Genomic DNA, 24,932 nt, shown 5'->3' on the forward strand with positions numbered 1-24,932 from the left:
TCAGCCGTTATCGCGCAGGAACCGGGCCATCGAGGACACGCCCGGCACCAGCGGTTCGAACTCGCCCGCCACATCGATGAACCCCCGCATCACCGCGATCTCGCGCGGGCTGCGGTTGAGCGCATCGCGAACATCCGGGTCGGCACCGGCACGCAGCAGGCGCTGCACCAGCAGTGGCAGGCCGTGCAGGGCGGCCAGATGCAGCGGGCCGAAGCCACGCGGATCACGCACGTCCAGCGAAACGTCTTCATCGAGCAGGCGTTCCACCGCGGCAAGCACGATCTGCTCGTCGCAGGCGGTACCCGGTTCGGCACGTGCGCCCAGCAACAGCAGCAACGGGGTGACCGAGCCTGCGGCCGCCTGGTCCGGTTCGGCACCGGCCAGCAGCAGGGTGTCGAGCAGGGCCAGCAGGCGCGCACGGTCGCGCGCACTGAAGCCGTACAGCGCGGCGCAGTGCAACGGGCCGAGCTGCTGGGCGTCACCCGCGTGCACGTTGGCACCGGCGGTCAGCAGGCGCGAGACGATGTCCGGCAGGCCCAGCGCCGAGGCCAGCATCAGCACGGTGACGCCACCCGGCAGGCGGTATTCGAGTTCGGCACCGGCATCGAGCAGGGCCGAGACGATATCGATCTGGCGCATGCTGACGGCGGCCGACAGCGGCGTCGCGCCACTGGCGGCGGCGTGCTGTGGGTTGGCGCCGCGGGTGAGCAGCAGGTCGACCACGGCCAGGTGACCGCCACCGGCGGCGCGCAGCAGCGCGGTACAGCCCTGGGCATCGACGACATCGACCCCGAAGCCGAGATCGATCAGGCGACGCACGGCATCGGCATCGCCAGCCATGGCAGCGGCGGGCAGGTCGCCGTCGCGCAGGGCGCGGCGCGGCAACGGCCACATGCGCCAGTCCAGCCAGTCGGCAAGGTCGCGACGGCCGATCGACAAGGCGACGCCCAGCGGAGTCTGGCCATCGGCCGCCCGTGCTTCGGGAGAGGCACCCTGCTGCACCAGCAGCTTGATCGAGCCTTCGCGCGCGAGCGCCGTGGCCAGATGCAGCGCGGTCATGCCGTGGCTGTCGCGCGCCTCGCGGTCCACGCCCAGCGTCAGCAATGCCTGCTGCAGGCGCAGCCAGCCCAGCCGCACGGCCAGCGACAGCGGGGGATCGCCGGCCGGCGACGGCGCGAACGGATCGGCACCGCGTTCCAGCAGTTCCAGTGCAAGCTGTTCCAGTCCGCGCGAGGCCTGGTCGTGCTGGGCGCAGGCGCTCAGCAGCCGGGCCAGGCCACCGCTGCCGGCCGGGGACAGGCCACGCCGCAGCAGCACCTGCAGGGCGGGCACCGCATCGATGCCGCGCGCCAACAGCGCGAACATCGGGGTGTCGCCACACGCATCGAGCACTTCCGGTGACGCGCCATGCGCGAGCAGCCAGTCCAGCGCCTGCGGATCCAGCGCCAGTTCGGCATCGTGGAGCAGCGCACCGAGTTCCTCCGGGGCGCACAGGCGGGCCAGCGCGGCCATGCCGTCGACGTTGCCGAAGCTCAGCGCTTCGCGCAGCAGTTCCAGCGGTGGGCGGTCCGGCAGCGACGGCGCGGCCGCATCGTTGTCACCGGACATCAGCAGGCCATCGCTGACCGCGGATGGCAGCGGATACGACGGGTCCAGCAGCGAGACGATCGCCCAGCGACCGGCGCCGGCAGCGATGTCCACCGCGCGGCGGCCCTGCGGATCGGCCACGTCGGCGGCGATGCCCAGGTCGCGCAGGCGGCGCACCAGCAGCGGCGAGACGTTGTCGGCCATGCAGGCCAGCAGCACGGCATTGCGGCCTTCGCCATCCACCGCGTTGAGATCGGGGTTGTGCGGCAGCAGGTGTTCGACCACACCGGCACGGCCGCCACGCGCGGCTTCCAGCCACGGCGTGCGTGCCAGTGCATCGCGCGCCTCCAGGTTGGCGCCGGCGGCGAGCAGCACGTCGATGATGTCGACATGGCCGGCCAGCGCGGCTTCGTGCAGCGCGCTGCGGCGCTGGCGGTCACGCGCGTCGGCGCGGGCCTTGTGCTTGAGCAGCAGCTGCACGCCGGCCGGGTCGTCTTCTTCGGTACCGGCGGCGGCGAGCAGCACCGGGGTACCCTCGGCCGGCTCGGTCTTGGCCCCGCGTTCCAGCAGGAACTTGGCCAGGCGCCAGTTGCCGACCTGGCAGGCCACTGCCAGCGGCGACCAGCCATCATCGTTGAGCGCATCCACTTCGGCGGCGGCATCCCGCAGCAGCGCGGCGACGCCGGGATCGGAACTGCGCGCGGCGTGGTGCAGCGGCGTGTTGCCCTCGCTGTCGACCGCGCGCGGGTCGGCGCCGTTGGCAAGCAGGGTCATCACCGCCTCGGGGCGGCCGTGCCAGCTGTCGCGGGTGGCCGCCAGCAGCGGGGTCATGCCGCGGTGCGGTGCGTTGACACCTACCCCGCGGGCAATCAGTTCGCGCAGCAGGCGCAGGTCCGGCAGGACCGCGGCGAGGACGGCCAGGCTGCGCTGGTCGCGCCAGGCAGGGTCGGGCAGGCCGTGGGGATCGGCACCGGCCTGCAGCAGCTGCAGGGCGCGGTCGACCCGACCGCTGCGCGCGGCGTCATAGAGAGCCGGCTGTTGTTCGTGCAGGCTGATCGATTCCAGCGGTGTCTGGGCGGCGGGGTAATCGGCGAACGAAACATCGCGGTCACTGCGCAGCTCGGCCTGCTGGCTCGCCGTCAGCGTCGTCGCCGGCGCGATCGCCTGCAGCAGCAGGTGTGCCACGGGCGAAAGCAGCACCACGGCAGCGGCGATCGGCCAGTGCAGCGCATCCGAGACCAGGCCCGGCCACGCCGGCAGCACCACCAGCGCGCATACCAGCACCACCAGCGCGGCAACGGACAAGCCGCGCCAGGCCGTCAGATCGCGTCCGGCCAGGGTCTGCCAGTGACGGGCCAGACTGCCTTCGCTGCGTTCCACGTCATTCCACAGCGGCCAGGTCCGCCATACCCCGAGCAGCGCGGCGCTGACCGCCACGCTCAGCCCGAGCACGGCGGCCAGGCTGCCGCTGTCGTGCAGCGCACTCAGCGGCCAGGCCACCAACAGGGCCAGCAGCAGCGGGCCGAGCCCCCACAGCGCCAGCAACGCAGGCGCGTCCTGGCGGACCATCTGCGGGATCGGCTGCAGCGTGCGGGTGCGACGCCACCACGAGACCGCCAGCGCGAACGCCGGCTGGGCCAGCGCGGCGCACACGGCACCGGGCACGCCACCGAGGGCCGCAGCCAGAGCCAGCAGCACACCAAGGGCGGCAGCGGAAGCCACGGCGCGGGGGCGTTGGGATTCAATCATTGCGTCGCGCGAACCGGACCGGCGCCAACGGAGGCGGCGGCAACTGCAGATGGAATCCACGCTCGGCCAGGTTCTGGCGCACTTGTGCGGCATCGGCCTGGGCGAGGCGACGGTCGGGAGTCAGGGCCACTTCGAGAACGAACTGGAACGGCGCCAGCGAGGCCTTCACCGCGTCGGGGATGACCGAAAAGTCATCACGAACGGCGAGATAGACGAAGCTGTCCTGCTTGCGTTGGCTTTTGTAGACGTAGGCTTGCATGCCGCAGGGCTTTGCCCAGGGTAGTGAATGGCAATGATTGTGGAGGAAAGCCGGCACGGGTGAAAGCTGCGTGCACTGTCCGTGGCGGTTTTCCCCTCGTGCGACAGCATGGGGTTCATCAATGTCGCGATGTCGTTCAGCTGCGCGCCGTTGCAGTCTGCCCACGCCGCCGTGATGAATACGTCGCTGCGGCGGGACCGGGAGCACCCGATTCCACGGGCACCGCGCGGACCACCGCCCGGCGAGGCGGTGGTCCTGTCGGCTTACTTCACCTTGGCGTAGGTGCCCTTCAGTGCCACGCCGGCCAGGATCGCACCCGCATAGCATTCGTAGTTGGTGCTGCTCTTGAACTCGTTCTTCTTGTAGTAGCTGACGATGTCGACCACGGCATTGGCGCCGCGCGACCTGGCCCCATCCTGCAGCGCGCGCAGCGCCGACAGTGCCACCCAGCGGCAGGCCTCGGCGTCGCTCTTGTTGGCGGCGTTGGTCTTCTTGTTGGTCACGTCCTCGCCCAGGCGCTCGACGACGCTGGCCTTTTCGCCGGCCAGGTAGAACTTCACGCTGCCGTCGATGCCGACGTTGCGGGCTTCAGCGGAATTGACCAGCTCGTGCAGCGACTGCTCCACGCGGGTTTCGCGGGCCTGGGCGGTACTGGCCATGGCGAGCAGCGCGGTGGCGGCGATCAGGGCAAAACGACGCATTCAACTTTCTCCTTGTTGGTGGGACGCGAGGGGTCCAGGGAACGGCCGGCCCGCAGGGCAGGCCGGAAACAGCGGTCAGTCCTGCCAGCGGCGGAAGATCAACGAGGTGTTGATGCCGCCGAAGGCGAAGTTGTTGCTCATGACATAGTCGGTCTGCAAGCGGCGGCCATCGCCATCGATGTAATCCAGCGCGCCGCAGCGGGGATCGACCTCATGCAGGTTCAGGGTCGGGGCGAACCAGCCCTCGCGCATCATCTCGATGCTCAACCAGGCCTCGAACGCGCCGCAGGCACCCAGCATGTGGCCGACATAGCTCTTCAGCGAGCTGATCGGCACGCCGGGGCCGAACACCTGGTGGGTCGCCTGGGTTTCGGCGATGTCACCGTGCTCGGTGGCGGTGCCATGCGCGTTGATGTAACCGATCCGATCGGCGGCCAGCTCGGCATCATCCAGCGCCAGCCGCATCGCCTGGGCCATGGTGCCGGCGCTGGGCTGGGTGACGTGCTGGCCGTCGCTGTTGGTGCCGTAGCCGACCACCTCGGCCAGGATCGTGGCCCCGCGTGCCAGGGCATGCTCCAGTTCTTCCAGGATCAGCGTGCAGGCCCCCTCGCCCAGCACCAGGCCGTCGCGGTGGGCGTCGAACGGACTGGGCGTGGTCTGCGGGGCATCGTTGCGCACGCTGGTGGCGAACAGGGTGTCGAACACGGCGGCGGCGGTGGCATCGAGCTGCTCGGCCCCACCGGTGACCATCACCGTCTGTTTCCCGCTGCGGATCGCTTCATAGCCCGAGCCCACGCCCTGGCTGCCCGAGGTGCAGGCGCTGGAGGTGGTGTAGACCCGCCCGGACAAGCCGAAGAACACGCCGATGTTCACCGGCGAGGTGTGGCTCATCATCTTCAGGTAGGTGGTGGCGCTGATGCCTTCGGTGGTGTGCTCATGCAGCATGCGGCCGAACTCGGCGGTAGCCTCGTGGCTGCCCGAGGACGAACCGTAGGCAACGCCAGCCATGCCACTGCGCAGCACCGGATGGCCGAGCAGGCCAGCCGCCTCCAGCGCCAGTTCGGTGGCACGTACCGACATCACCGCCACCTTGCCCATGCTGCGGGTGGTCTTGCGGTTGTAGTGGGACGGCAGCTCGAAGTCTTCGGCCGGGGCGGCCAGGCGGGTGTTGAGGCCATCGAAGACCTCCCACTCCGGGATGTAGCGCACCGCATTGGTCTTTGCCTGCAGGCGCGCGCGGATGCTCGCCCAGTCCTGCCCGAGCGGGCTGATGGCCGCGGCACCGGTGACCACGACGCGACGATCGGGGCGGGCCATCAGACCATGCCCCCATTGACCGAGATCACCTGGCGGGTGATGTAGCCGGCCGATTCCGAGAGCAGGAAGGAGACCGCAGCGGCGACCTCCTCCGGCTGGCCAAGGCGGTTGGCCGGGATCAGCTTGAGCGCGTGCTCGACCACTTCTTCATTGACCATCTCGGTCTCGATCAGGCCCGGTGCCACGCAGTTGACCGTGATCGCCCGGCTGGCCAGCTCCAGCGCCAGCGCCTTGGTGGCACCGATGATGCCGGCCTTGGCCGCGCTGTAGTTGGTCTGGCCGCGGTTGCCGACCAGGCCGGAGACCGAGGACAAGGTGACGATGCGGCCGGGCTTGCGCCGGCGCACCAGCGGCATCACCAGCGGGTGCAGCACGTTGTAGAAGCTGTCCAGGTTGGTGTGGATGACCGCATCCCAATCCTCGGCCGGCATCGCCGGGAAGGCGCCATCGCGGGCGATGCCGGCATTGCAGACCACCCCGTAATACGTGCCGTGCGCTTCGATGTCCGCTTCCAGCGCGGTCCGCGCGGCATCGCGGTCGCTCACGTCGAACATCAGCACCCGGGCCTGTCGGCCCAGCGCCTGGATCTCGGCCACCACGGCCTGCGCGTCCTCGATGCGGCTGCGGCAATGCACCACCACGTCGAAGCCGTCGCGCGCGCAACGCAGCGCCACGGCACGGCCGATGCCCCGGCTGGCGCCGGTCACCAGCACGGTCAGATTCCCTGTCATGCCTCTCCACTCTCCAGATAGGCCAGCGCGTCCGTGGGTTCAAACACGGAGACGTTGGCAACCGCCATTTCGATATCGCCTGCCAGGATCCGGCAGGCGAACATGCCCAGGCCATTCTCGCCCAACAGCTCGCAGTTCGCCTCCACCCGCAGGCAGCTGCCGGCGGTGAAGAACGGCTGGTGGGCGGTGTATCGGCGGGTGCCGAGCAGGAAACCGATCGACGGCGCGCGGCCGGCGTGGCGTGCGCGGCACCCGGCCCAGGCGGCGATCGCCTGCGCCATGTATTCCACCCCGACCCAGGCCGGCACCCCGTCGGAGGTGCAGAACAGCCCCTGCGCGGGCACGTCCACCTCGACCGCGATGGATTCCTCCTGCCAGGCCACCACGCGGTGGATCAGGCGCATGCTGTCGCGGTGCGGCAGCACCGCATCGATGTCATCGGGCAGCGGCATGCTCATCCCCGGGCCAGTGCCAGCACGGCGTTGCTGCCGCCGAAGGCGAACGAATGGCTGAGCACGTGCTGCAGCGGCTGCGCGGCGCGCGTTCCCGGCGTTACCAGGGCCAGCGCCGGCAAGGCGTCATCGACCTGCCCGTCCCACCAGTGGGTGGGCAGCTGCTGGTCCGGGTTGTCGGCCAGGGTCATCCAGCACAGCGCCGCTTCGATCGCGCCGGAGGCGCCGAGCGTGTGCCCGGTCAGCGGCTTGGTCGAGCTGGCCGGCACCTGGGTGCCAAGCACCGCCGCGACTGCCTGGCTCTCCATCGCATCGTTGTGGCCGGTGGCGGTGCCGTGCAGGTTCACGTAGTCGATCTGCGCCGGATCCAGCCCGGCCCGGTCCAGCGCCTGCTGCATGGCATCGATCGCGCCGCGTGCCTGCGGGTCCGGCGCGGACATGTGGTGCGCGTCGGAGGATTCGCCCCAGCCGGACAACCGGACGGCACCCGGCTCGCGGGTCATCAGGAACAGCGCGGCGCCTTCGCCGATGTTGATGCCGCTACGGTTCACCGAAAACGGATTGCAGCGCGTCGCCGAGACCGACTCCAGCGCGCTGAACCCGGCCACGGTGAAGCGGCACATTGAATCCGCCCCGCCGGCGACCACCGCATCGACGACGCCGGCGCGCAGCAGGCGCGCGGCCGACATCAGCGCCTTGGCGCTGGACGAGCACGCGGTGGAGATCGTCCAGGCCGGGCCGGTGCTGCCGATCCGCCCGCGCACGAAACGCGCGGCAGTGCCCATTTCCTGCTGGGCGTAATGGAACGCGGACGGCCATCGGCCATCACGGTGATGCACACGCAGTGCGCTCTCCGATTCGCCGATACCCGAGGTACTGGTACCGATGATCACCGCCACGCGCTCGGCACCAAAGCGGGCGACGGCGGCATCGACGGCCTCGCGGATCTGGCCGAGCGCGGCGTCGAGCAGCCCGTTGTTGCGGCCACGCAGGGCCACCGGCAGGTCGGTCAGGTCCGACAGCGGCGACTGCACCTCGCCCAGTGCCAGGGTGCGCCCGGGCAGGATGGCGTCGTTGTCGCGCAGTCCGCCGGGCTGCGCCGCGAACAGGCCCTCGCGCACCTGGGCGCGGTCGGCCCCCAGCGCGCAGATCACGCCCAGCTCGTTGAGATAGACCGCGCTGCTCACTCTTGGCCCTGCCCCATGTCCATCGACTCGATCACCAGTTCGTAGCCCTCGGCCAGGTTGCGCAGCCGTACACGACCATCCGGCAGCGTGTCGCGCACCAGCCAGGGCGTACCGTCCTGCTCCAGGCTGCGCACGCCGTCGGTCTCCTGCAGGGTCCAGCCGGCCGGCAGCACGGCGCGGATCGCCGCCGCCGGCCACAGCGAGAACTGCAGGTCGTCGAGCACGCGCTCGCCACGCACCTGCGGCGGCAGCCACGGCGCGCGGGTCTGCTCCAGATGCTGCCCGTCCCAGACCATGCGCACGCCGGTCTGGCCCATCGCCTGTACCGCCAGCCGCACCTGTTCGGCATCCACCTCCAGCAAGGCATCCAGCTCGCGCTCGTGACTGCCGAAGCGGAACTGCAGGCGCTGCTGCAGCTGCACCGGCTGCGGCAAGGCCGAGGGCGCCAGCTGCAGCACGGGCAGCGGCACGCGCGCGGTGGGCAGCCGGGTGCTGGCACACGCGACCAGCAGCAGGCTCAACAACAGGGTCAGGATCAGGCGCTGCACAGTTCCTCCAACACGCGCAGGCGCCGGCCACTGGCATCGGCGACGTAGGGATTCTGCGTATCCCAGGCGTATCCAGCCAGGATCGAGGAGATCATGCGGCGCACCTCCGGCTGCGGATCGGGATGGTAGATGATCTTCTGGAAGCCACCGGCGTACCAGGCCTCGACGAAGCGCCGGAAGGTCTTCACCCCGGCCCGCAGCGGTACCGAGAAGTCCTGTTCCCAGTCCACCGTCTGCCCGGCATGTTCGCGCGCCAGGCAATCGCTGGCCAGCTGCGCCGACTTGAACGCGATGGTCACCCCCGAGGAGAACACCGGATCGAGGAACTCGCCGGCGTTGCCGAGCAGCGCATAGCCCTCGCCCCACAGCGAGGAGACATTGGCCGAATACCCGGTGATGGTGCGCACCGGCAGCACCGCCCATTCGGCGTTCCCGAGCAGGCGGGTCAGGTTCGGATCTTCGCCGACGATGGCCTGCAGCTTGTCCAGGTCGGTGCCCGGGTAGCGCTCGAAGAAGCTCGGCTCGGCGACCACGCCCAGCGAACAGCAGCCGTTGGAGAACGGAATCGTCCAGTACCACACGTCCACGTGCTCGGGATGGGTGGTGATCAGGATCTTGTTGCGATCAAAGCCCGCGCCGGCCGGAATATGGTCGCGCACATGGCAGAAGATCGCGCCGCGCACCGGGAAGTTGGACGGCGACTCCAGCTTCAACAGGCGCGGCAGCAAGCGGGCGAAGCCGCTGGCGTCGAGGATGAACCCGGCCTCGATGGTGTACTCGCTGCCATCCGGGCGACGTACCTGCACCTGCGCCGGGCGGCCGGGCTGCACCGACAGCACTTCATCGCCGAAGCGCAGCGTGGCACCCATGCGCTCGGCCCCCCGCGCCAGCACATCATCGAAGTCGGCGCGCTGCACCTGGTAGGTGGTGCCCCAGCCCGGCGAAAACTTGTCGCGGAAATCGAATTCGGTGGTCGCCTCGCCGCGCACGAACGCCGCGCCGTTCTTGTACTGGAACCCGGCCTGCACCACGTCCTGCAGCAGGCCGGCCGCCTCGATGTACTCCATGCTCTGCGGCAGCAGGCTCTCGCCGATCGAGAACCGCGGGAACTGCTGGCGCTCCAGCATCAGCACCTGGCGCCCCTGCCGGCGCAGCATCGCGGCCGCCACGGAGCCGGCCGGACCGGCGCCGATGATGAGGATTTCAGTACGTTCCACGTGCGGCTTCATCGATACATCCTTGATCAGATCATGAAAGGGAAAACGCGGTCGCTCAGTGCGGTGCGTCGTGCGGCGGTGGGCGGAACAGCGGCGAGATCAGCCAGACCAGGCCGATGCCGAACAGCAGGGTCAATCCGAACGCGCGCAGCGCCGGCGTGGCCGACAGTCCGAGCAGGCCGAACGACAGCCAGGTGCTGGCCGCGCCGACGCAGACCGCCAGCCAGGCACTGGCATCGCCGCGGTGCTCGATCAGGAAGATGCCGTAATCGATGCCCATGCCGAGCAGCAGCATCAGCGCGAGCACGTTGAACAGCTGCAGCGGCTGGCCGAACAGCCCCAGCAGGGCCAGGGTCAGCGCGCCGGCCACCAGCGTCGGGGCGAGCACGCGCCAGGCCTGGCCGCGGTAGCGCCAGTACAGCACCGCGAACACCAGCGCGATGCCGATCAGCAGCAGCCCGCTCATCAGCTTGCGGTAGTGCTTGAGCAGCTGCGAGAAATCGGCGGTGCGATCGACCCAGCGCACGCCGTCGATGCCCTTGGCCTGCGCTTCCAGCAAGGCCAGCGCATCGGCACGCGAGAGGTCATCGACCATCACCACCGAGGCCACCCCCTGCCCGACCGTGCCCAGCCACAGATGGCGGAACGGCATCGCCGCCGGCGATGCAAGGAACGCCTCGGCCTGCAGATCCTGCGCGGCGTACGCGGGGCGCAGCAGCGGCTCGCCCACGGCTTCCCCCACCCGGGCCAGCACCTGCGGCTCGATCCTGGCCGTCAACGCAGCATCGGCGTGCTGGCGCTGCTGCGAAGGCAGCCACTCGCTGATCGCTCGGTAGCCACCGATCTGCTTGTCTGCTTCCAGCACGCGCAGCCGGTCGATCAGCGCCTCTTCGCGCTCCAGTACCTGTTCAGCGGTGGCGCCCTGGACCAGATAGAACTGCGCCGGGCTGGGCATGCCCAGCATCTGGCTGATGCGGATCTGCTGGGCGATCAGGTCCGGCGGCGACGACTGCAGGCTACGCAGGTCATCGTTGGTCTGCAGGCGGGCGATGCCGATCGCCGACAGCACCGCCACCACGCCGAGGAAGATCGCGGCCGTGCGCCCATGCAGGCGCGGCCAACGCTCCAGCGTGGCGCCCAGCCACCGCGAAAACCCGGTCCGGCGGATCTCTCCGCCATCCAGCCACGGGAACCAGAAGATCACCGTCAGGAATGCCGCCGCCAGACCGACCACCGAGAACAGCGCCATTTGGCGCAGCCCCGGGAACGGGGCCAGGCCCAGCGCGAGATAGGCCAGTGCACTGGTCAGCAGCGCCAGCCACAGGCCGGGCAGCAGGTGCCGCAGCAGCTTCCAGCGGCGGTCGGCCGGTTCGGCCTGGCGCGAGGCGAACCAGTGGATGCCGTAATCCTCGGCGACGCCGACCAGCGAGGCGCCGAATACCAGGGTCAGCACATGCACCTTGCCGAATACCAGCACGGTCACGGCCAATGCCACGCCGCAGCCGATCAGCAGCGAGGCGGCGACCAGCAGGATCGGGCGCAGCGAACGGAACGCCAACCACACCAGCAGCAGTACCGCGGCCAACGAGCCCCAGCCGATCGTGTTGATTTCCCAGTTGGCCTGCACGGCCGCCGCCTCGGCATGCAGGGGCACGCCGGCGCGCAGCACCTCCAGGCCCGGTGCCTGCTTCGTGGCGGCGTCAGCGGCGGTGTCCAGCAGCAGATCGATGTGCCGCTCGCCGTCGAGCTTGAATGCCGAACCGACCGTGTCGTACTGCACGATCGACCAATGCTTGCCGTCGGCCTCAAGCAGGCCGTCATCGCTCATCTGCAGGCCCGAACCCAGCGCGCGCTCCTGCCACCACTGCGGCCACAGCGACAGCGGATCCTGGCGCCATTCGGTCAGCCGCGGTGCGCCCATCGGACCGTACAGTGCGGCCAGCGCCGACTCTGCCAGGCCCTCGGTGGGTTCGTGCTGCAGGCGCTCGCGCTGTGCGCTGGTCAGCAGGCGGTCGCGATACGGTGCGTAGAACGCGCGGGCCTGATCGAACCAGCCCTCGATCGAGCCGCTCTCCTGCAGCAGCGGGGCCGCGCCCTGCTCTCTCTTGATGGCATCGCGGAAGGCCGCCTCGGCCGCCTTGGTCCGGGCCGCATCGGTACTGCCCAGCAGCACCACGATCTGGCGCGCATTGGCATCGGCGATGCGCCGGGTCACATCGGACAGCAGGCGATCATGCGCGTCCTGTGGCAACAGCGCGAGGATGTCGGTGTCGATCCGGGATTCGCTTTTCCACAGCTGCCATTGCTGCACGCCGAGGCCGATCAGCACCAGCAGCCACACAATGGCCAGCCAGCGCCAGATGCGCTGCAGGCGGCCGTTCGAGCTCAGCACGTCATTCAAACCTGCCGCCCTCGTCCGCGCTCAGCGTGGCCGGCGTCTCGCTCATGCCGGCAAAGTGGATGCGGGTGACATCCTGGTTGGCCTCGTTGATCTGCACCTCGCGCACGTAGCGGTCACCGCTCAGGGTGAGCTGCGCGAACACCTTGCCGAGCATCGCCGAGCGCGGGGTCAGCTGCATCCGCCAGGCGTTGCCGGGCAACACCTCGACCTTGACCGTGAACTGCGCCGACAGCGCCTGCGCATCGCCGCTCATCAGCGCGAACATGATCGCGTTGACCGAGCGCATCGCCGGTTGCTGGCGGCCATCCATTTCGACCCGGCTGCTGCCATCGCGTTGCCGGCTGAGGATGCGGTCACGGGTGACCACCACCTCGGAAGGGAACGGCTTGAGCGTGGTCCAGATCACCCCATGTTCCTGGGCAAGCACGAAGCGGCCCTGCGAGCGCAGCGGGTTCTTGAAGCCGGCGACCTGCTTCTCCTGGGTGAACTCGCCGCGCAGCACGTCGACCTTGGCCACGCGCTGTTTGACGACATCCACATCGTTGGCGGCCCACGCCGGGGCGACCACCGCCAGCATCACCAGCACGCACAGCGTGCGCAGGAAACGGTTCATTGCGGTTGCACTCCCAGACGCTCCCACAGTACCGGCGGGCACAGGTAGCGCATTTCATTGGTGGCCGCGTCGACCGCGACCTGGATGGTATGGGCGCGGGTCAGGGTGACACCGCTGTCCGCATCCAGGATCTCGTAGGCGATCTTCAGACGGTTCTCCCACTCGGTGATCGTGGCGCGCACGCGCAGCGCCTGGCCGTACAGCAGCGGGCGGATGTACTTCACACGCGCATCGACCACCGGCCACAGGTAGCCGGAATCGCGCATCTGCGGGTAGTCGTAATCGTGGCGCTGGAGCAGCGCGCAACGCGCGATCTCGAAGTACTTGAAGTAGTTGCCGTGCCAGACCACCTGCATTGCATCGCAATCGTGGAAGGCCGGTGACAACGCGACCTCGAGGCTCAGATCATTCGTGGACATACAGCTCCCAGCGCTGTGCGCGGATATCGTCCAACAGGGCACGCAGCTCGCCATCCAGCGCGCGGTCTTCTTCGATCAGGGCGATGCGCTCGGACAGGTCCAGGTACATCGCGGCGAGATCGCCATGCAGGGTCGCCTTCATCCCGACGCGCTCACGCAGCGCCACCCCCTGGCGGGCGGTGATCAGCAGCGCCGCGACGACCTGTTCGGTCAGTTCGATCACGCGCAGGCAATCGCGCGCGGCGATGGTGCCCATGCTGACCTTGTCCTGGTTGTGGCATTCGGTCGAGCGCGAGAACACCGAGGCCGGCATGGTCTGCTTGAGCGCTTCGGCGGTCCAGGCCGAGACGCTGATCTGCAGCGCCTTCAGGCCATGGTTGATCGCCGCACGCTCACCGGTGGCGGCCGACAGGTTGGCCGGCAGGCCATGGTTGAAGCGCGCGTCCACCACCAGCGCCATCTGCCGGTCGAGCAGATCGGCGAGGTTGGCGATGGTGTTCTTCAGCGCATCCATCGCGAAGGCGATATGGCCACCGTAGAAGTGGCCGCCGTGCAGGATGCGCTCACCCTCGACATCGATCAGCGGATTGTCGTTGGCGCTGTTGAGCTCGGTTTCGATCAGCTGGCGGAAGAACGGCAGTGCGTCCTGCACCACGCCGATCACGTGTGGGGCGCAGCGCAGCGAGTACCGGTCCTGCAGGCGCTGTTCATTGCGCGGCGGGCGGTCGCTGTGCAGGTCCTGGCGCAGGCGCGCGGCGATCCGGGTCTGGCCCGGATGGGGCTTGGCGGCGAACAGCATTTCATCGAAATGGTGCGCGTTGCCGTCGCTGGCCAGCACGTTGAATGCGGTCAGGCGGGTGGCGAGCCTGGTCAGGTAGTCGGCGCGGTCGTACGCCAGGCAGGCCAGCGCCGTCATCACGGCCGTGCCGTTCATGATCGCCAGGCCCTCCTTGGGGCGCAGCCGCAGCGGGGCCATGCCGATCTCGGCCAGCACCTCCGCGGCCGGGCGGCGCGCGCCCTGGTACATCACCTCACGCTCGCCACACAGCACCGCGGCCACGTAGGACAGCGGGGTGAGATCGCCACTGGCACCGACCGAGCCCTCGGCGGGAATCAGCGGCAGCACATCGTGGTGCAGCAGCGTGGCCAGGCCCTGCAGCAACGGGTGGCTGACCCCGGACATGCCGCGCACCAGCGAGGCCAGGCGTGCGGCGATCACCGCGCGGGTTTCCTGCGGATCCAGGAAACGGCCCAGGCCACAACCATGGTAGGTGAACAGATGGTGCGGCAGTTCGGCCACCAGCGCCGGCGGAATGTTCACCGTGCACGAATCGCCGTAGCCGGTGGTCACCCCGTAGATGACGCCATCTTCGCGCAGCAGGCGATCAAGGAAATCCGCGCCGCGCTGGATGCGCGCGGTGAACGCGGGATCGTCGCTGACGACGGCCTGGGCTTGGCGCTGCGACAGCGCGACCACGTCTTCGATGGTCAGCGGCGCATCGCCGAAGCGGACGGAGGATGCCTGATCGGCCTTACTTGCCATGAGATGCCTGATCCCAGAAGGGGAAGAAATTGAACCAGTCCAAGGGTGCCTGGGTGACCTGAACTTCCAGCCACCGGGCGAAATGTTCGGCCTGCGCAGTCAGCGCAGCGTCACGCGAGCCGCGCGGCAATACGATGCGGTCGGTGAACTGTTCAAAGCGCACCTGGTAGCCGCGGCCGTGATGCAGGCAGGCCATCGTGTAGACCGGACAGGCCAGCGCCGCCGCCAGCACATAGGCGCCGATCGGGAACTGCGCGGTGTGGCCAAGGAACGAAGCGGGTACGGTGCGGCCGCCCCGCAGCGGCACGCGGTCGCCGACGATGGCCACGAAGCCGCCCGCTTCGACCCGGCGCTGCAGCTCGACCGCCGTGGCCGGGCCCATGTCGGTCACCTGCAGCAGCTCCACCGAGGCCAGCGGATCGAGCCGCTGCATCAGGCGGTTGAAGCGCTGCGCGTGCGCGGTATGCACCAGCACCGTGATGTGGAAGCCGGGCACCTGCTCGGCCAGCACCTGGCACAGTTCCAGGCAGCCGATGTGCGCGGTGAGGATCAGCCCGCCTTCGCGGCGTGCGATCTTGTCCAACACCAGGTCGCGCTGCAGATAGATGCGCTCGGGCGGATAGCGGCCGCCCAGGCCCAGCAGCTTGTCGAGCATGGTGTCGGCGAACAGCGCGAAATGCTTCAGGCTCTGCCAGCGGCCGGGTGCGGTGGTGAACACGCCGGTGTGCGCCTGCAGCCGCTGCAGGTATTGCAGGGAGGCGTCGCGCGCGAGCCGGTTGCTCAGCCAATGGCAGAGCACCACCGGGTACACGCACAGCCGGAACGGCCAACGGCCGAACCAACGGTGCACCCAGCACAGGAACAGCACGCCGGCAGCCGAGGTCGACTCGCCGATGTCGGCCCAGTGCGGAGCGCTGCCAGGGGCGGGCGTGGTCATGCGCGTGGTCCCGCGATGCGCTGCCACAGCAGCCGCGGCGCGCGCCACAGCATCCCGAAGAACAGACGCGCGTGCATGCGGCTGATGCGCACGTTGTCGCGCCACACATCGAAGTGCGAGACGCCATCGCTGGGATAGGTGACGGCGGTCGGTACGCTGATCACCTTCACCCCGCGCCAGAACAGCCGCACCAGGATTTCACTGTCGAAATCCATGCGTCGCCCGATGGTTTCCTCGCCGATCAAACGGGTCACCGGGGCCAGCGGATACAGGCGGAAGCCGCACATCGAGTCGCGGATCTGCAGTGAGAGCGTGTTGATCCAGACCCAGATATGCGTGGCGTAGCGGCCGTACAGACGCGCCTTGGGCACACTGGCGTCGTAGGCCGGGATCCCGCAGATCACCGCGTCCGGCTGCGCCTGCGACAGCGCGACGAAGCGTGGCACATCGGCGGTGTCGTGCTGGCCATCGGCATCGATCTGCAGCACGTGGCTGTAGTCCAGGCGCGCCGCTTCGGCAAAGCCGGCCAGCATCGCGCCGCCCTTGCCCTGGTTCACCGCCAGCCGCAGCAGCGTGACCTGCGGTGCGTGCGTGCGCGCCAGCGCATCAAGCACCTGCGCGCACTCAAGGTGCGAACCGTCGTCGACCAGCAGGCAGGGCAGTCCACTGGCCAGCACGCCCTGCACCACCGCGCCGATCGCATGGGCGTGGTCGTACACCGGGATCACCACCAGCGGGGCGAAGGCCGGTCTGCTCATGCCGTTGCCGGTGTCCTCACGCATCGCCGAACACCACCCGGCCACTGGCGTGCACGCCATGGTCGGAAACATAGCGGAAGCTCATCGCCGACCTGGCCGCATCCCAGCCCAGGCTCAGCTGCAGGCAGTCGCCCGGCCGTGCCACGTGCTGGAACTTGACCGCGTCCATGCGCAGGAACCGCGGCGGCATCGTAAAGGCACTGCGGCCATAGTGGATCGCCCAGTCCAGCTGGACCACGCCGGGCAGGATCTTCGCCTGCGGGAAGTGCCCGTCGAACACCACCAGGTCCGGATCCAGCACGAACTGCAGCGAGGCACTGGTGGCATCGCGCTGCCGCCACTCGGCGGTCGGCATCAACGGCCGGAACAGGGCGGCCAGCGCGGCGGCGGTGACCTTGCCCTGCGCGTTGAACGGCAGTTCGTCGATGAAACGCCAGCGCCGTGGCCGGGTCACGGCATCGTGGCTGCGGGCCAGATGCGCACCGAGCTGCTGCGCCTGGCGGCGGCGCTCGGCATCGTCCCACTGCGCGGCGCCCGCCGCCTGCGGCACCACCACGGCGGCCAGCTGTTCGCGCGCGCCCGGCAGCACCAGCACGCGCACGTCCTGCACCGCAGGGTGCGCACGCAGGTGCTGTTCCAGCGCGTCCAGCGACACGCGGCGTTCTTCGATCTTGACGATGCGGTCGGCACGGCCGAGCAGGCGGAAACTGTGGCCGTCATCGGCCACCACGCGGTCCTGGGTCAACCACCAGTCGTCGCTGTCCAGGTGCGGCGAGCGCACCGCCAGGCAGCCCGCGTCGATCCGCCAGGCCACGCCCGGCAGCGGATGCCACTGCGGCTGCTCGGCACTCCAGCGGCGCCAGGCCACGCCACCGGTCTCGCTGCTGCCGAACACTTCGGTCGGGGCCACCCCCATCAGGGCGCGCACCTGCAGCGCCGCCTCGGTCGGCAGCGGACCGCCAGAGGAGAACACCGCACGCAGCTGGCCGCCCAGCGAGGCCCAGTCCAGTTGCTCGGGCAACCGTTTGAGATGGGCCGGGGTCGCCACCAGCACCGAAGGCTGGCCGCCCAGCGCGCCGACCAGGTCTTCGTGGAAGAAGCGGCGCGGCTGGATCGGGCGGCCCGCCACCAGCGGCCACAGCACGCGGAACAGCAGGCCGTAGATGTGCTGGTGCGAGACCGTGCCCTGCACCTGCGCACCGTCCATCTGCTCGCCGAAGGCGGCCTGCAGCGCATCCACCTCGCGAGTCAGCTGGCGCATGCGCTTGACGATCGCGCTCGGCGCACCGGTACTGCCGGAGGTGAACACCACCAGTTCCAGCGCCGCTTCATCCAGCGGCTGCAGCACCACCGCAGGATCGACATCCGCCTCCGGTTGCAGCGGCGCATAGCGCGCCGGCACGTCACCGGCGAAGCCGGCCACGCGCGGGCTCAGTCCTTCCAGCGTGGCCGGCAGATTGTCGCCGCCCAGGAACACGCGCTTGCCGGCATGCCAGGCACCCAGCAGGGCCGCGGCGAAGCGCAGCGTGTCATCGAAATACAACGCCCAGTCAGTGCCGGGCGCACGCGCGAATGCCTGCTGCCAGCGCAGCACCTGCGCGCGGAACTGTGGATGGTCCACCGCAGTGCCGTCGGCGATGCCGACGATGCGGCCGGGGCGCGGCAACAGCGCCAGCCGGTCCAGTGCGATCCACTCAGCCATGCGCGTGCGCCGCCTTGACCCGTCGCCGGACCAGCCATTCCCCGCCAAACAGAGCACCCATCATCACGTACGCCAACAATCCGTTGTAGAACGCCCAGACCTGGTTGGACGCCCACAGCGCCGTGGCCAGGGCCAGACTTCCGTTGAGAACAAAAAAGCCGCACCAGATCCACGTGACGCGGCGGGTATAGCGCACCGCGAACGGCGGCAGGTCCGGCTCGCTCAGCCGCGCCAGGCGCTCGACCGCGCTGGGCCCGAAGCGAAGGCTGGTGGCGAAGATCACCAGCATCACCGCATTCACCAGCGCCGGGTACAGCTTCAGCGGCAGTGCCTCGTTGAAGGCCGTGGCGACCAGCGCGAGCAGGCCGGTGCCCAGCGCGGCCACCCACCACACCGCCTGGCGGGTGGTCAGCGCGCGCAGCGCGGCGAGGGTGAACAGCAGCAGGGACAGCCAGCGCGGCTCGAACCGGCCCAGCGACAGGTAGACCACCAGCGGGTATGCCAGCGACAGCAACGCAAACGCCGCGACGCGTACCCGGACCATGGTCAGTCTTCTGCGATGGCCGTCAGGCGGCCGCTTGACCGGGCAGCAGCCCGTGCACCACGTCCACGATGTCCTGCACGGTCCGCACCTGCTTGAAGGCTTCCGGCTGCAGATTGCGGCCGAGCAGCGGCTTGAGCTGCACGATCAGGTCGACCGCGTCGATGCTGTCGATGTCCAGGTCGTCGTACAGCCGCGCGGCGGGCGTGATGCGGTTCGGCTCGATCTCAAAGCTGTCCTTGAGGATCTTGACGATGCGCTCGAAAAGTTCGTTCTTGGTCATGGGTAAATCCTGACGCGCCGTTAGGACGGCTGGCGTGCGGCGACAAACTCGCTCAGGGCACGCACGCTGGAGAAATGGCGACGGGTCTCTTCCGAATCGGCTGACAGGCTGACACCGTACTTTTTCTGCAGGGCCAATCCAAGTTCCAGCGCGTCGATCGAATCCAGGCCCAGCCCCTCCACGAACAGCGGGGCGGCGGAATCGATGTCTTCGGGAGTGATGTCTTCCAGTGAAAGCGATGAAATGATCAATTCCTTGATCTCGTGCTCAAGTGCCTGCACGGGTCGGGTCTCCAGCGAAGTCGAAGTAATGGGCAAGATGATCGGTCACACGCCTGGCCGCCAAGGCATCCCCCCTGGGCGCATCGCCGGTCTCGTTCAGGAACGGGGCAATCGGGAGATCCTCCCCGACTTCCAGCTGAACGTGAAATCGCCGTGATGGCACACGATACCATTTCTGGCCCTTGGTCAGGGTCGGCGGGGTGCAGGTGATCCGGACCGGCGTGATGTCCAGTCGCCCCCGCACCGCGATGTTGGCGGCCCCGCGCTGCAACCGCAGCGGCTGGCCCGGCACGGTCCGGGTGCCCTCCGGGAAGATCACCAGGTTGCCGCCGGCCTGGACCGCGGCGATGCAGTCGTCCACCAGTCCGGCCCCATCATCGTTGGACACGTAACCGGCCGCACGGACCGGGCCGCGCATGAAGGGATTGCGCGCCACGGCCTGCTTGACCACACAGTCGGCATTGGGCAGTTGGGCGATCAGCAGCACCACATCGATCAGGGTCGGATGGTTGGCCAGGATCAGCAGGCCGTTGCGCTGCAGGCGCTCGCCCCCGCGGATTTCATAGGTCATCAGCCCCAGCCGGTGCATCAGGCCGACGTGGGTGGCGAAACCGGCCTGGACCAGGCGCCGCGCCAGCACCCGCCGGCGCACCGGGTCGCGCACCAGCAACAGGGACAGGAACAGCAATCCGCCCAGGACCAGCCCGCCGATCCCGAAGGCGGCAAAGCTCAGCCCCGTGCCCAGCACCCGCCAGGCATGGTTGATCCGGGCCGCCCAGCGCTCAGCCATGGCGCTGCCAGCGCCAGTGCTGGCCATCGGCATCCAGCGCCAGGGCGGGCGCTCCGGCCAGCAGGAAACGCAGCGCCTCCAGGCCATGCGGCAATCCGCTGGAAGGCCGGTCTGCACCACCGGCGCCCCAGCCCAGCGAGAGCCGGGTGCCCGGACCCGCCGCCGGGCCCAGCCGCCAGCACCAGGCGAAGAACGGGTCGGGCTCGTCGGCAAAGTCGGCATACACCGGGGGCAGCGGTGACTCATAGACCACCAACCGCACCTCCTGCGCCCCGTCGGCGAGCAGCCCGAAGGCCTCGACGCACGCGGTTTCGACCGTGGCCCGGCCGGCCGCCAAGGCCAGATAGTTGCCGCGATGTCGGCGGGCGATCGAGTACAGCGCGGCGATCGCGTTGTGCACCGAGAGGCCGAAGCCGGTCGGCGACATCGGCTGGTCCGCGCTGAGGGTCTCCAGCAACTCCATCGAACGGGCCACGTCACCATGGCGCGAGGCGAACACCAGCGGCACCTGGCCGCCGTCGTCGGGCTGCTCGCACCAGCACGCGGTCTGGATCGCCATGCGTCCCAGCCGCTCGATGCGGCGGCGCTGCATGGCGGGTATTTCGGACAGCGCAGGCGTGTCCTCGCCGGTCGGCAACCAGGGATCCTGTGCCCACGCCTGCCATTGCTCGCGGGTGGTGAGGCCCGGCGCCCACGCCGCCCAATCGATTACAGAAAACTCAATCATTCCCGCCAACATGATGGATGGGTACCAAGAGAAGGCACGAGCCATGGTGGCAACGCAGAACGGCCCCCCATGCCAGCCACTCCACGCCTGTCGTCGACATCGCCTGGCACCGGTGGCGGTGCCGAGAAAGGAGCGCACGCTATCATGACACTCTCGGCACTGGCAGCATTCACATTCTGAAATGAGCAACGCGATCGACAACGCAACGGCCCCGGCAGTCGCTTCCCTTTCCTCCGGACCTGCGTTGTTCCATGCGGCCTACGTCCCGGCGGCGCAGCGCGCGGCCGCGCTGGCCGATCCCCAGACGCTGGCCGTGTTCGGTTTCGGCCTGAACCCCGCCGCGCTTGACGACCCCCGCTGGCTGCAGGTGCCACTGGCCGAGCAGGGTCCGGCACGGATCGAGGTCTGGCGTGGCGGCACGCCGGTCGAGCACGGGGTCACGGACGGGGTGCGCTGGTCGCACAACGAGACCCTGCTGTTCGGGGTGCTGGAGATCGACGAGGTCGACAGCGACATCGAGACCGCCGCGGCCGAGGCCTACGCCCGGATGAGCGCATTCCTGTCGCGCTGCGGCTACCCGCATCTGCTGCGGACCTGGAACTACCTGGACGCGGTGACCGAGGGCGACGGCGATCAGGAACGCTATCGGCGCTTCTGCGTGGGCCGCGTACGCGGCCTGCGTGAGCTGGACGAGGCCGCGCTGCCGGCGGCGACCTGCATTGGTCGTTTCGATGGCGAGCGCCGCCTGCAGGTGTATTGGCTGGCGGCGCGCGAGCCCGGCCAGCCGCTGGAGAATCCGCGCCAGGTCAGTGCGTTCCGCTACCCGCGCCAGTACGGCCCGCAGTCGCCGAGTTTTTCGCGGGCGCTGCTGCCGCCGCTGGCCACGGGCCTGCCGTTGCTGCAGTCGGGGACGGCGGCGATCGTGGGGCATGTGTCGCAGCACACCGGGGCGGTGGATGAGCAGTTGCGGGAGACGCTGACGAATCTGCAGAGTCTGGTGGATACGGCGCGCGGTCAGCGGCCGTCGTTGTCACCGGTGCTGGGTTCGACGTCGGTGCTGAAGGTGTATGTGCGGCGCGCGGAGGACATGGGCGCGGTGGCGGCGCAGATGGCCGCGCTGCCGACGGCGCCGCCGTTCGTGGTCCTGCACGCCGAGGTGTGTCGCGCGGAGCTGCTGGTGGAGATCGAGGGGCTGCACGGCTGAGCCAAAAGCCTTGGTTTTCCGGTCGTACCTGGGCTGGGTCGGCGTGGGTGGGGTATCGGGACCCGCTGCAAGTACGTCCATGTAAGCCCATGTGTTGCCATCCATGGCAACACATGGTCCCGCCACCCCACCCACACCGCCCCTTCGACAGTTGGCTGGTGCGCATGGGTAACATCAAAAGCAGACGGCGCCCGATCGGTTGCCTGACACTTTTTCTCGATGAATAAGGCGATCTCTCGCTGTGGCTCTGGCTCTGGTAGAGCCGACCCGCTGGTCGGCTGCTCTTGAATCGGCTGCCCTTGACCCTTCTTTTGCGGCTGGCTTCTTCCAACCGACCACGCAGACTCTGCCGGGCGAGGGCGGTCAGCCCCTGCCGGGACCGTTGGAGCGGCATGGATGCCGCTCCAACGGTCCCCCATGGATGGGTTTACGGCGCGTCCCGGCAGGGTCTGAACGCCCTCGCCCACATGGAACCGGTAGCAGCCACCACGCTTACCTCAGTGATACCCCACATCCGCGCGCACCTTGCCGCGGAACACCCGGTACGACCACGCCGTGTAGCCCAGGATCACCGGCAGCAGGATCACCAGCCCGACCAGGCTGAAGCTCAGCGACGAGGCCGGCGCGGCGGCCTGCCACAACGTCATGCTGGGCGGCAGCAGGTACGGCCACATGCCCAGCACCAGGCCGATGAAGCCGAGCACGAACAGGGCCAGCGTCAGCAGGAACGGCGGCAGATCGCGCCTGGGGTGCATCGCGCTGCGCCATAGCGCCGTGGCGACCGCCAAGGTCAGCAATGGCACCGGCGAGAGCCACCAGAAGTTGCCATCGCTGAACCAGCGCGCCATCAGGCGCGAATCCAGGAACGGCAGCCACGCGCTGACCAGGCCCATGAACACGATCACGGCGACCACCAGCGGGCGGGTCAAGGTGCGCGCGAAGGTCTGCTCGCGGCCTTCGGTCTTGAGGATCAGCCAAGTGCTGCCCAACAGCGCGTAACCGAACACCACGGCAGCGCCGGTGAGCATCGAGAACGGGCTGAACCAACTGAAGGCGCCGCCGACATACCGGCCGTCCACGACCTGCAGGCCCTGGACGAGTGCGCCCAGGATCACGCCCTGCGCGAACGCGGCCAGCAGCGAACCCAGGCCGAACGCCACGCTCCACAGCTTGCGCGAGCGGTGCGCCTTGAAGCGGAACTCAAACGCCACGCCGCGGAATACCAGCGCCACGACCAGCAGCAGCACCGGCAGGTACAGCGCCGAGAGCAGCGCGGCGTAGGCCTTCGGGAACGCTGCCATCAGCCCGGCCCCGCCCAGTACCAGCCAGGTTTCGTTGCCGTCCCAGATCGGCGCGGCGGTGTTCATCATGATGTCGAGCTGTTCTTCATCCTCGGCCATCGGCGCGAGGATGCCGATGCCGAGCACGAAGCCATCCAGCACCACGTACATCAGCACGCCAAAGCCGATCACCGCGAACCATGCCACAGGCAGCCAGGTCGTCATCTCCATCTCAGCGCTCCTCCAGCGGTTCATCGGCGCCGGACAGCGGCCGCGCCGGGGTATGGCTGCCGGCATCCAGGGCTGGGGCCGGGTCATGCGGCTTGGGACCGGTGCGGATGATCTTCACCAGGTACCAGACGCCCCAGCCGAACACGAACGCATAGCCGACGATGTACACGCCGAGCGACAGCGCGGTCATCCATGCGCTCTGCGGGCCTACCGCATCAGCGGTGCGCAGTACGCCATAGACCACCCACGGTTGCCGGCCCATCTCGGTCACGAACCAGCCGGAAATCAGCGCGATGAAGCCGCTGGGCAGCATCCAGTTCCAGCCGCGGATCAGCCACCGCGACTGCAGCAGCTTGCCGCGCCACCACTGGAACGCCGAGACCCAGGCCAGCAGCAGCATCAGGGTGCCGAGCCCGACCATCACCCGGAACGCGAAGAACACCGGCACCACCGGCGGCCGTTCACTGGCGGGTACCGAGGTCAGCGGGTCGAAGGTCCCGTCCAGCGAATGGGTGAGGATCAGGCTGCCCAGGCGCGGGATCGCGATCTCGTAGTCATTGCGCTCGGCCTTCTCGTTGGGCACGGCGAACACCACCAGCGGCACGCCCTTGCCCTCGCCTTCGGAATGCCAGTGCGCTTCCATCGCCGCGATCTTCATCGGCTGGTGCTTGAGCGTGTTCAGGCCATGCATGTCACCGACGAAGATCTGCACCGGCACCGTCAGCGCGGCGAACCCCACCGCCGCCAGCAGCATCTTGCGCCCTGCCTCGCGGTGCACGTCCTTGCGCAGGTACCACGCGCCCACGCCGCCGATCACGAAGCAGGTGGTGATGAACGAACCCAGCGCCATGTGCGCCAGGCGGTACGGGAAGGAGGGGTTGAACACCACCTGCCACCAGTCCTGCGGGTGCACGATGCCGTCGATGATCTCGTAGCCGGCCGGGGTCTGCAGCCAGCTGTTGGAGGACAGGATCCAGAACGTGGAGACCAGCGTGCCCAGCGCCACCATGCAGGTGGAGAAGAAGTGCAGGCGCGGCGAGACCTTGCCCCAGCCGAACATCATCACGCCCAGGAAGCTGGCCTCCAGGAAGAACGCGGTCAGCACTTCATAGGTCAGCAGCGGCCCGATCACCGTCCCGGCGACCTCGCTCAGCCGCGGCCAGTTGGTGCCGAACTGGAAGGCCATGACGATGCCGCTGACCACGCCCATGCCGAAGGACACGGCGAAGATCTTCTGCCAGAAGAAATACAGCTCGCGCCAGACCGGATTGCCGGTGCGCAGCCAGCGCGATTCGACAAAGGCCAGCCAACTGGCGGTACCGATCGTGAACGCCGGGAACAGTACGTGGAAACTGATGACGAACCCGAACTGGATCCGGGACAACAACAACGCGTCCAAGAGACGCCTCCGACTGGCTTCTGGAATCCGCACCAGTCTGGGCCGGTATCCGTGAAAGGCACATGCGACCCGGTG

At 68.8% G+C, this 24,932-nt stretch carries 24 protein-coding genes; 1 reads left to right on the top strand and 23 read right to left on the bottom strand.

The features are described 5' to 3' along the window. The 21 genes from AC07WC_RS14395 to AC07WC_RS14495 form a co-directional block, all read right to left on the bottom strand. Entirely contained in the window at positions 1 to 3,336 is a 3,336-nt protein-coding gene (locus AC07WC_RS14395) for an ankyrin repeat domain-containing protein (protein WP_495210601.1), read from the bottom strand. Then, the gene (locus AC07WC_RS14400; RefSeq protein ID WP_495210602.1) at positions 3,329 to 3,595 is read right to left on the bottom strand and encodes a YcgL domain-containing protein; all 267 of its coding nucleotides are present in this window, start codon (positions 3,593 to 3,595) and stop codon (positions 3,329 to 3,331) included. The genes AC07WC_RS14395 and AC07WC_RS14400 overlap by 8 nt, the downstream gene beginning before the upstream one ends. A 263-nt stretch (positions 3,596 to 3,858) precedes the next feature. Beyond that, entirely contained in the window at positions 3,859 to 4,296 is a 438-nt protein-coding gene (locus AC07WC_RS14405) for an excinuclease ATPase subunit (RefSeq protein WP_495210603.1), read from the bottom strand. A 75-nt stretch (positions 4,297 to 4,371) separates the two neighbouring features. Beyond that, entirely contained in the window at positions 4,372 to 5,613 is a 1,242-nt protein-coding gene (locus AC07WC_RS14410; protein WP_495210604.1) for a beta-ketoacyl-ACP synthase, read from the bottom strand. Continuing rightward, positions 5,613 to 6,344 carry a 3-oxoacyl-ACP reductase FabG gene (gene fabG / locus AC07WC_RS14415; protein ID WP_495210605.1) on the bottom strand — a complete coding sequence of 244 codons (732 nt, stop codon included), beginning with the start codon at positions 6,342 to 6,344 and terminating at the stop codon, positions 5,613 to 5,615. The genes AC07WC_RS14410 and fabG overlap by 1 nt, the downstream gene beginning before the upstream one ends. Further along, positions 6,341 to 6,796, bottom strand: a complete 456-nt coding sequence (locus AC07WC_RS14420; RefSeq protein ID WP_495210606.1) for a hotdog family protein — start codon at positions 6,794 to 6,796, stop codon at positions 6,341 to 6,343. Before AC07WC_RS14420 ends, fabG begins: the two co-directional genes overlap by 4 nt. Positions 6,797 to 6,798: 2 nt before the next feature. Next, the gene (locus AC07WC_RS14425) at positions 6,799 to 7,983 is read right to left on the bottom strand and encodes a beta-ketoacyl-[acyl-carrier-protein] synthase family protein (RefSeq protein WP_495210607.1); all 1,185 of its coding nucleotides are present in this window, start codon (positions 7,981 to 7,983) and stop codon (positions 6,799 to 6,801) included. Beyond that, positions 7,980 to 8,531, bottom strand: coding sequence for a DUF3261 domain-containing protein (locus AC07WC_RS14430; RefSeq protein WP_495210608.1), 552 nt, complete (start codon positions 8,529 to 8,531; stop codon positions 7,980 to 7,982). Before AC07WC_RS14430 ends, AC07WC_RS14425 begins: the two co-directional genes overlap by 4 nt. Further along, the gene (locus tag AC07WC_RS14435) at positions 8,519 to 9,760 is read right to left on the bottom strand and encodes an NAD(P)/FAD-dependent oxidoreductase (RefSeq protein ID WP_495210609.1); all 1,242 of its coding nucleotides are present in this window, start codon (positions 9,758 to 9,760) and stop codon (positions 8,519 to 8,521) included. The genes AC07WC_RS14430 and AC07WC_RS14435 overlap by 13 nt, the downstream gene beginning before the upstream one ends. Before the next feature lie 43 nt (positions 9,761 to 9,803). Next, positions 9,804 to 12,149 carry an MMPL family transporter gene (locus AC07WC_RS14440; RefSeq protein ID WP_495210610.1) on the bottom strand — a complete coding sequence of 782 codons (2,346 nt, stop codon included), beginning with the start codon at positions 12,147 to 12,149 and terminating at the stop codon, positions 9,804 to 9,806. Next, on the bottom strand, positions 12,142 to 12,762 hold the full coding sequence (locus AC07WC_RS14445; protein WP_495210611.1) for a LolA family protein: 621 nt from the start codon (positions 12,760 to 12,762) through the stop codon (positions 12,142 to 12,144). The genes AC07WC_RS14440 and AC07WC_RS14445 overlap by 8 nt, the downstream gene beginning before the upstream one ends. Beyond that, positions 12,759 to 13,181: an acyl-CoA thioesterase gene (locus AC07WC_RS14450; RefSeq protein WP_495210612.1), complete on the bottom strand. Its 423-nt coding sequence runs from the start codon at positions 13,179 to 13,181 to the stop codon at positions 12,759 to 12,761. Before AC07WC_RS14450 ends, AC07WC_RS14445 begins: the two co-directional genes overlap by 4 nt. Then, entirely contained in the window at positions 13,168 to 14,724 is a 1,557-nt protein-coding gene (locus AC07WC_RS14455) for an HAL/PAL/TAL family ammonia-lyase (protein ID WP_495210613.1), read from the bottom strand. Before AC07WC_RS14455 ends, AC07WC_RS14450 begins: the two co-directional genes overlap by 14 nt. Then, positions 14,714 to 15,661, bottom strand: coding sequence for a lysophospholipid acyltransferase family protein (locus AC07WC_RS14460; protein ID WP_495210614.1), 948 nt, complete (start codon positions 15,659 to 15,661; stop codon positions 14,714 to 14,716). The genes AC07WC_RS14455 and AC07WC_RS14460 overlap by 11 nt, the downstream gene beginning before the upstream one ends. Further along, positions 15,658 to 16,419, bottom strand: a complete 762-nt coding sequence (locus tag AC07WC_RS14465; RefSeq protein ID WP_495210615.1) for a glycosyltransferase family 2 protein — start codon at positions 16,417 to 16,419, stop codon at positions 15,658 to 15,660. Before AC07WC_RS14465 ends, AC07WC_RS14460 begins: the two co-directional genes overlap by 4 nt. A 16-nt stretch (positions 16,420 to 16,435) precedes the next feature. Continuing rightward, a complete protein-coding gene (locus tag AC07WC_RS14470; RefSeq protein ID WP_495210616.1) occupies positions 16,436 to 18,121 on the bottom strand; it encodes an ApeI family dehydratase in 1,686 nt (561 codons plus the stop codon). Next, positions 18,114 to 18,665, bottom strand: a complete 552-nt coding sequence (locus tag AC07WC_RS14475; RefSeq protein ID WP_495210617.1) for a COG4648 family protein — start codon at positions 18,663 to 18,665, stop codon at positions 18,114 to 18,116. The genes AC07WC_RS14470 and AC07WC_RS14475 overlap by 8 nt, the downstream gene beginning before the upstream one ends. A 22-nt stretch (positions 18,666 to 18,687) precedes the next feature. Then, positions 18,688 to 18,945: an acyl carrier protein gene (locus tag AC07WC_RS14480; protein ID WP_495210618.1), complete on the bottom strand. Its 258-nt coding sequence runs from the start codon at positions 18,943 to 18,945 to the stop codon at positions 18,688 to 18,690. Between the two features lie 20 nt (positions 18,946 to 18,965). Beyond that, positions 18,966 to 19,226 (bottom strand): phosphopantetheine-binding protein, encoded by a 261-nt coding sequence (locus AC07WC_RS14485; RefSeq protein ID WP_019185497.1) that lies wholly within the window; start codon positions 19,224 to 19,226, stop codon positions 18,966 to 18,968. Continuing rightward, positions 19,213 to 20,016, bottom strand: coding sequence for a lysophospholipid acyltransferase family protein (locus tag AC07WC_RS14490; RefSeq protein WP_495210619.1), 804 nt, complete (start codon positions 20,014 to 20,016; stop codon positions 19,213 to 19,215). The genes AC07WC_RS14485 and AC07WC_RS14490 overlap by 14 nt, the downstream gene beginning before the upstream one ends. Then, on the bottom strand, positions 20,009 to 20,743 hold the full coding sequence (locus AC07WC_RS14495; RefSeq protein WP_495210620.1) for a beta-ketoacyl synthase chain length factor: 735 nt from the start codon (positions 20,741 to 20,743) through the stop codon (positions 20,009 to 20,011). The genes AC07WC_RS14490 and AC07WC_RS14495 overlap by 8 nt, the downstream gene beginning before the upstream one ends. A gap of 181 nt (positions 20,744 to 20,924) precedes the next feature. Here AC07WC_RS14495 and AC07WC_RS14500 point away from each other — a divergent pair, with 181 nt between their 5' ends. Further along, entirely contained in the window at positions 20,925 to 21,947 is a 1,023-nt protein-coding gene (locus AC07WC_RS14500; RefSeq protein ID WP_495210621.1) for a chorismate transformation FkbO/Hyg5 family protein, read from the top strand. 497 nt (positions 21,948 to 22,444) lie between these two features. On the opposite strand, the gene cydB is transcribed toward AC07WC_RS14500, so the two are convergent. Together cydB and AC07WC_RS14510 are read right to left on the bottom strand one after the other, a co-directional pair. Then, positions 22,445 to 23,458: a cytochrome d ubiquinol oxidase subunit II gene (gene cydB, locus AC07WC_RS14505; protein WP_495210622.1), complete on the bottom strand. Its 1,014-nt coding sequence runs from the start codon at positions 23,456 to 23,458 to the stop codon at positions 22,445 to 22,447. A gap of 1 nt (position 23,459) precedes the next feature. Then, a complete protein-coding gene (locus AC07WC_RS14510) occupies positions 23,460 to 24,857 on the bottom strand; it encodes a cytochrome ubiquinol oxidase subunit I (protein WP_495210623.1) in 1,398 nt (465 codons plus the stop codon). Between the last annotated feature and the right edge of the window lie 75 nt (positions 24,858 to 24,932).

Source organism: Stenotrophomonas sp. GW821-FHT01H02A, from assembly GCF_059422145.1.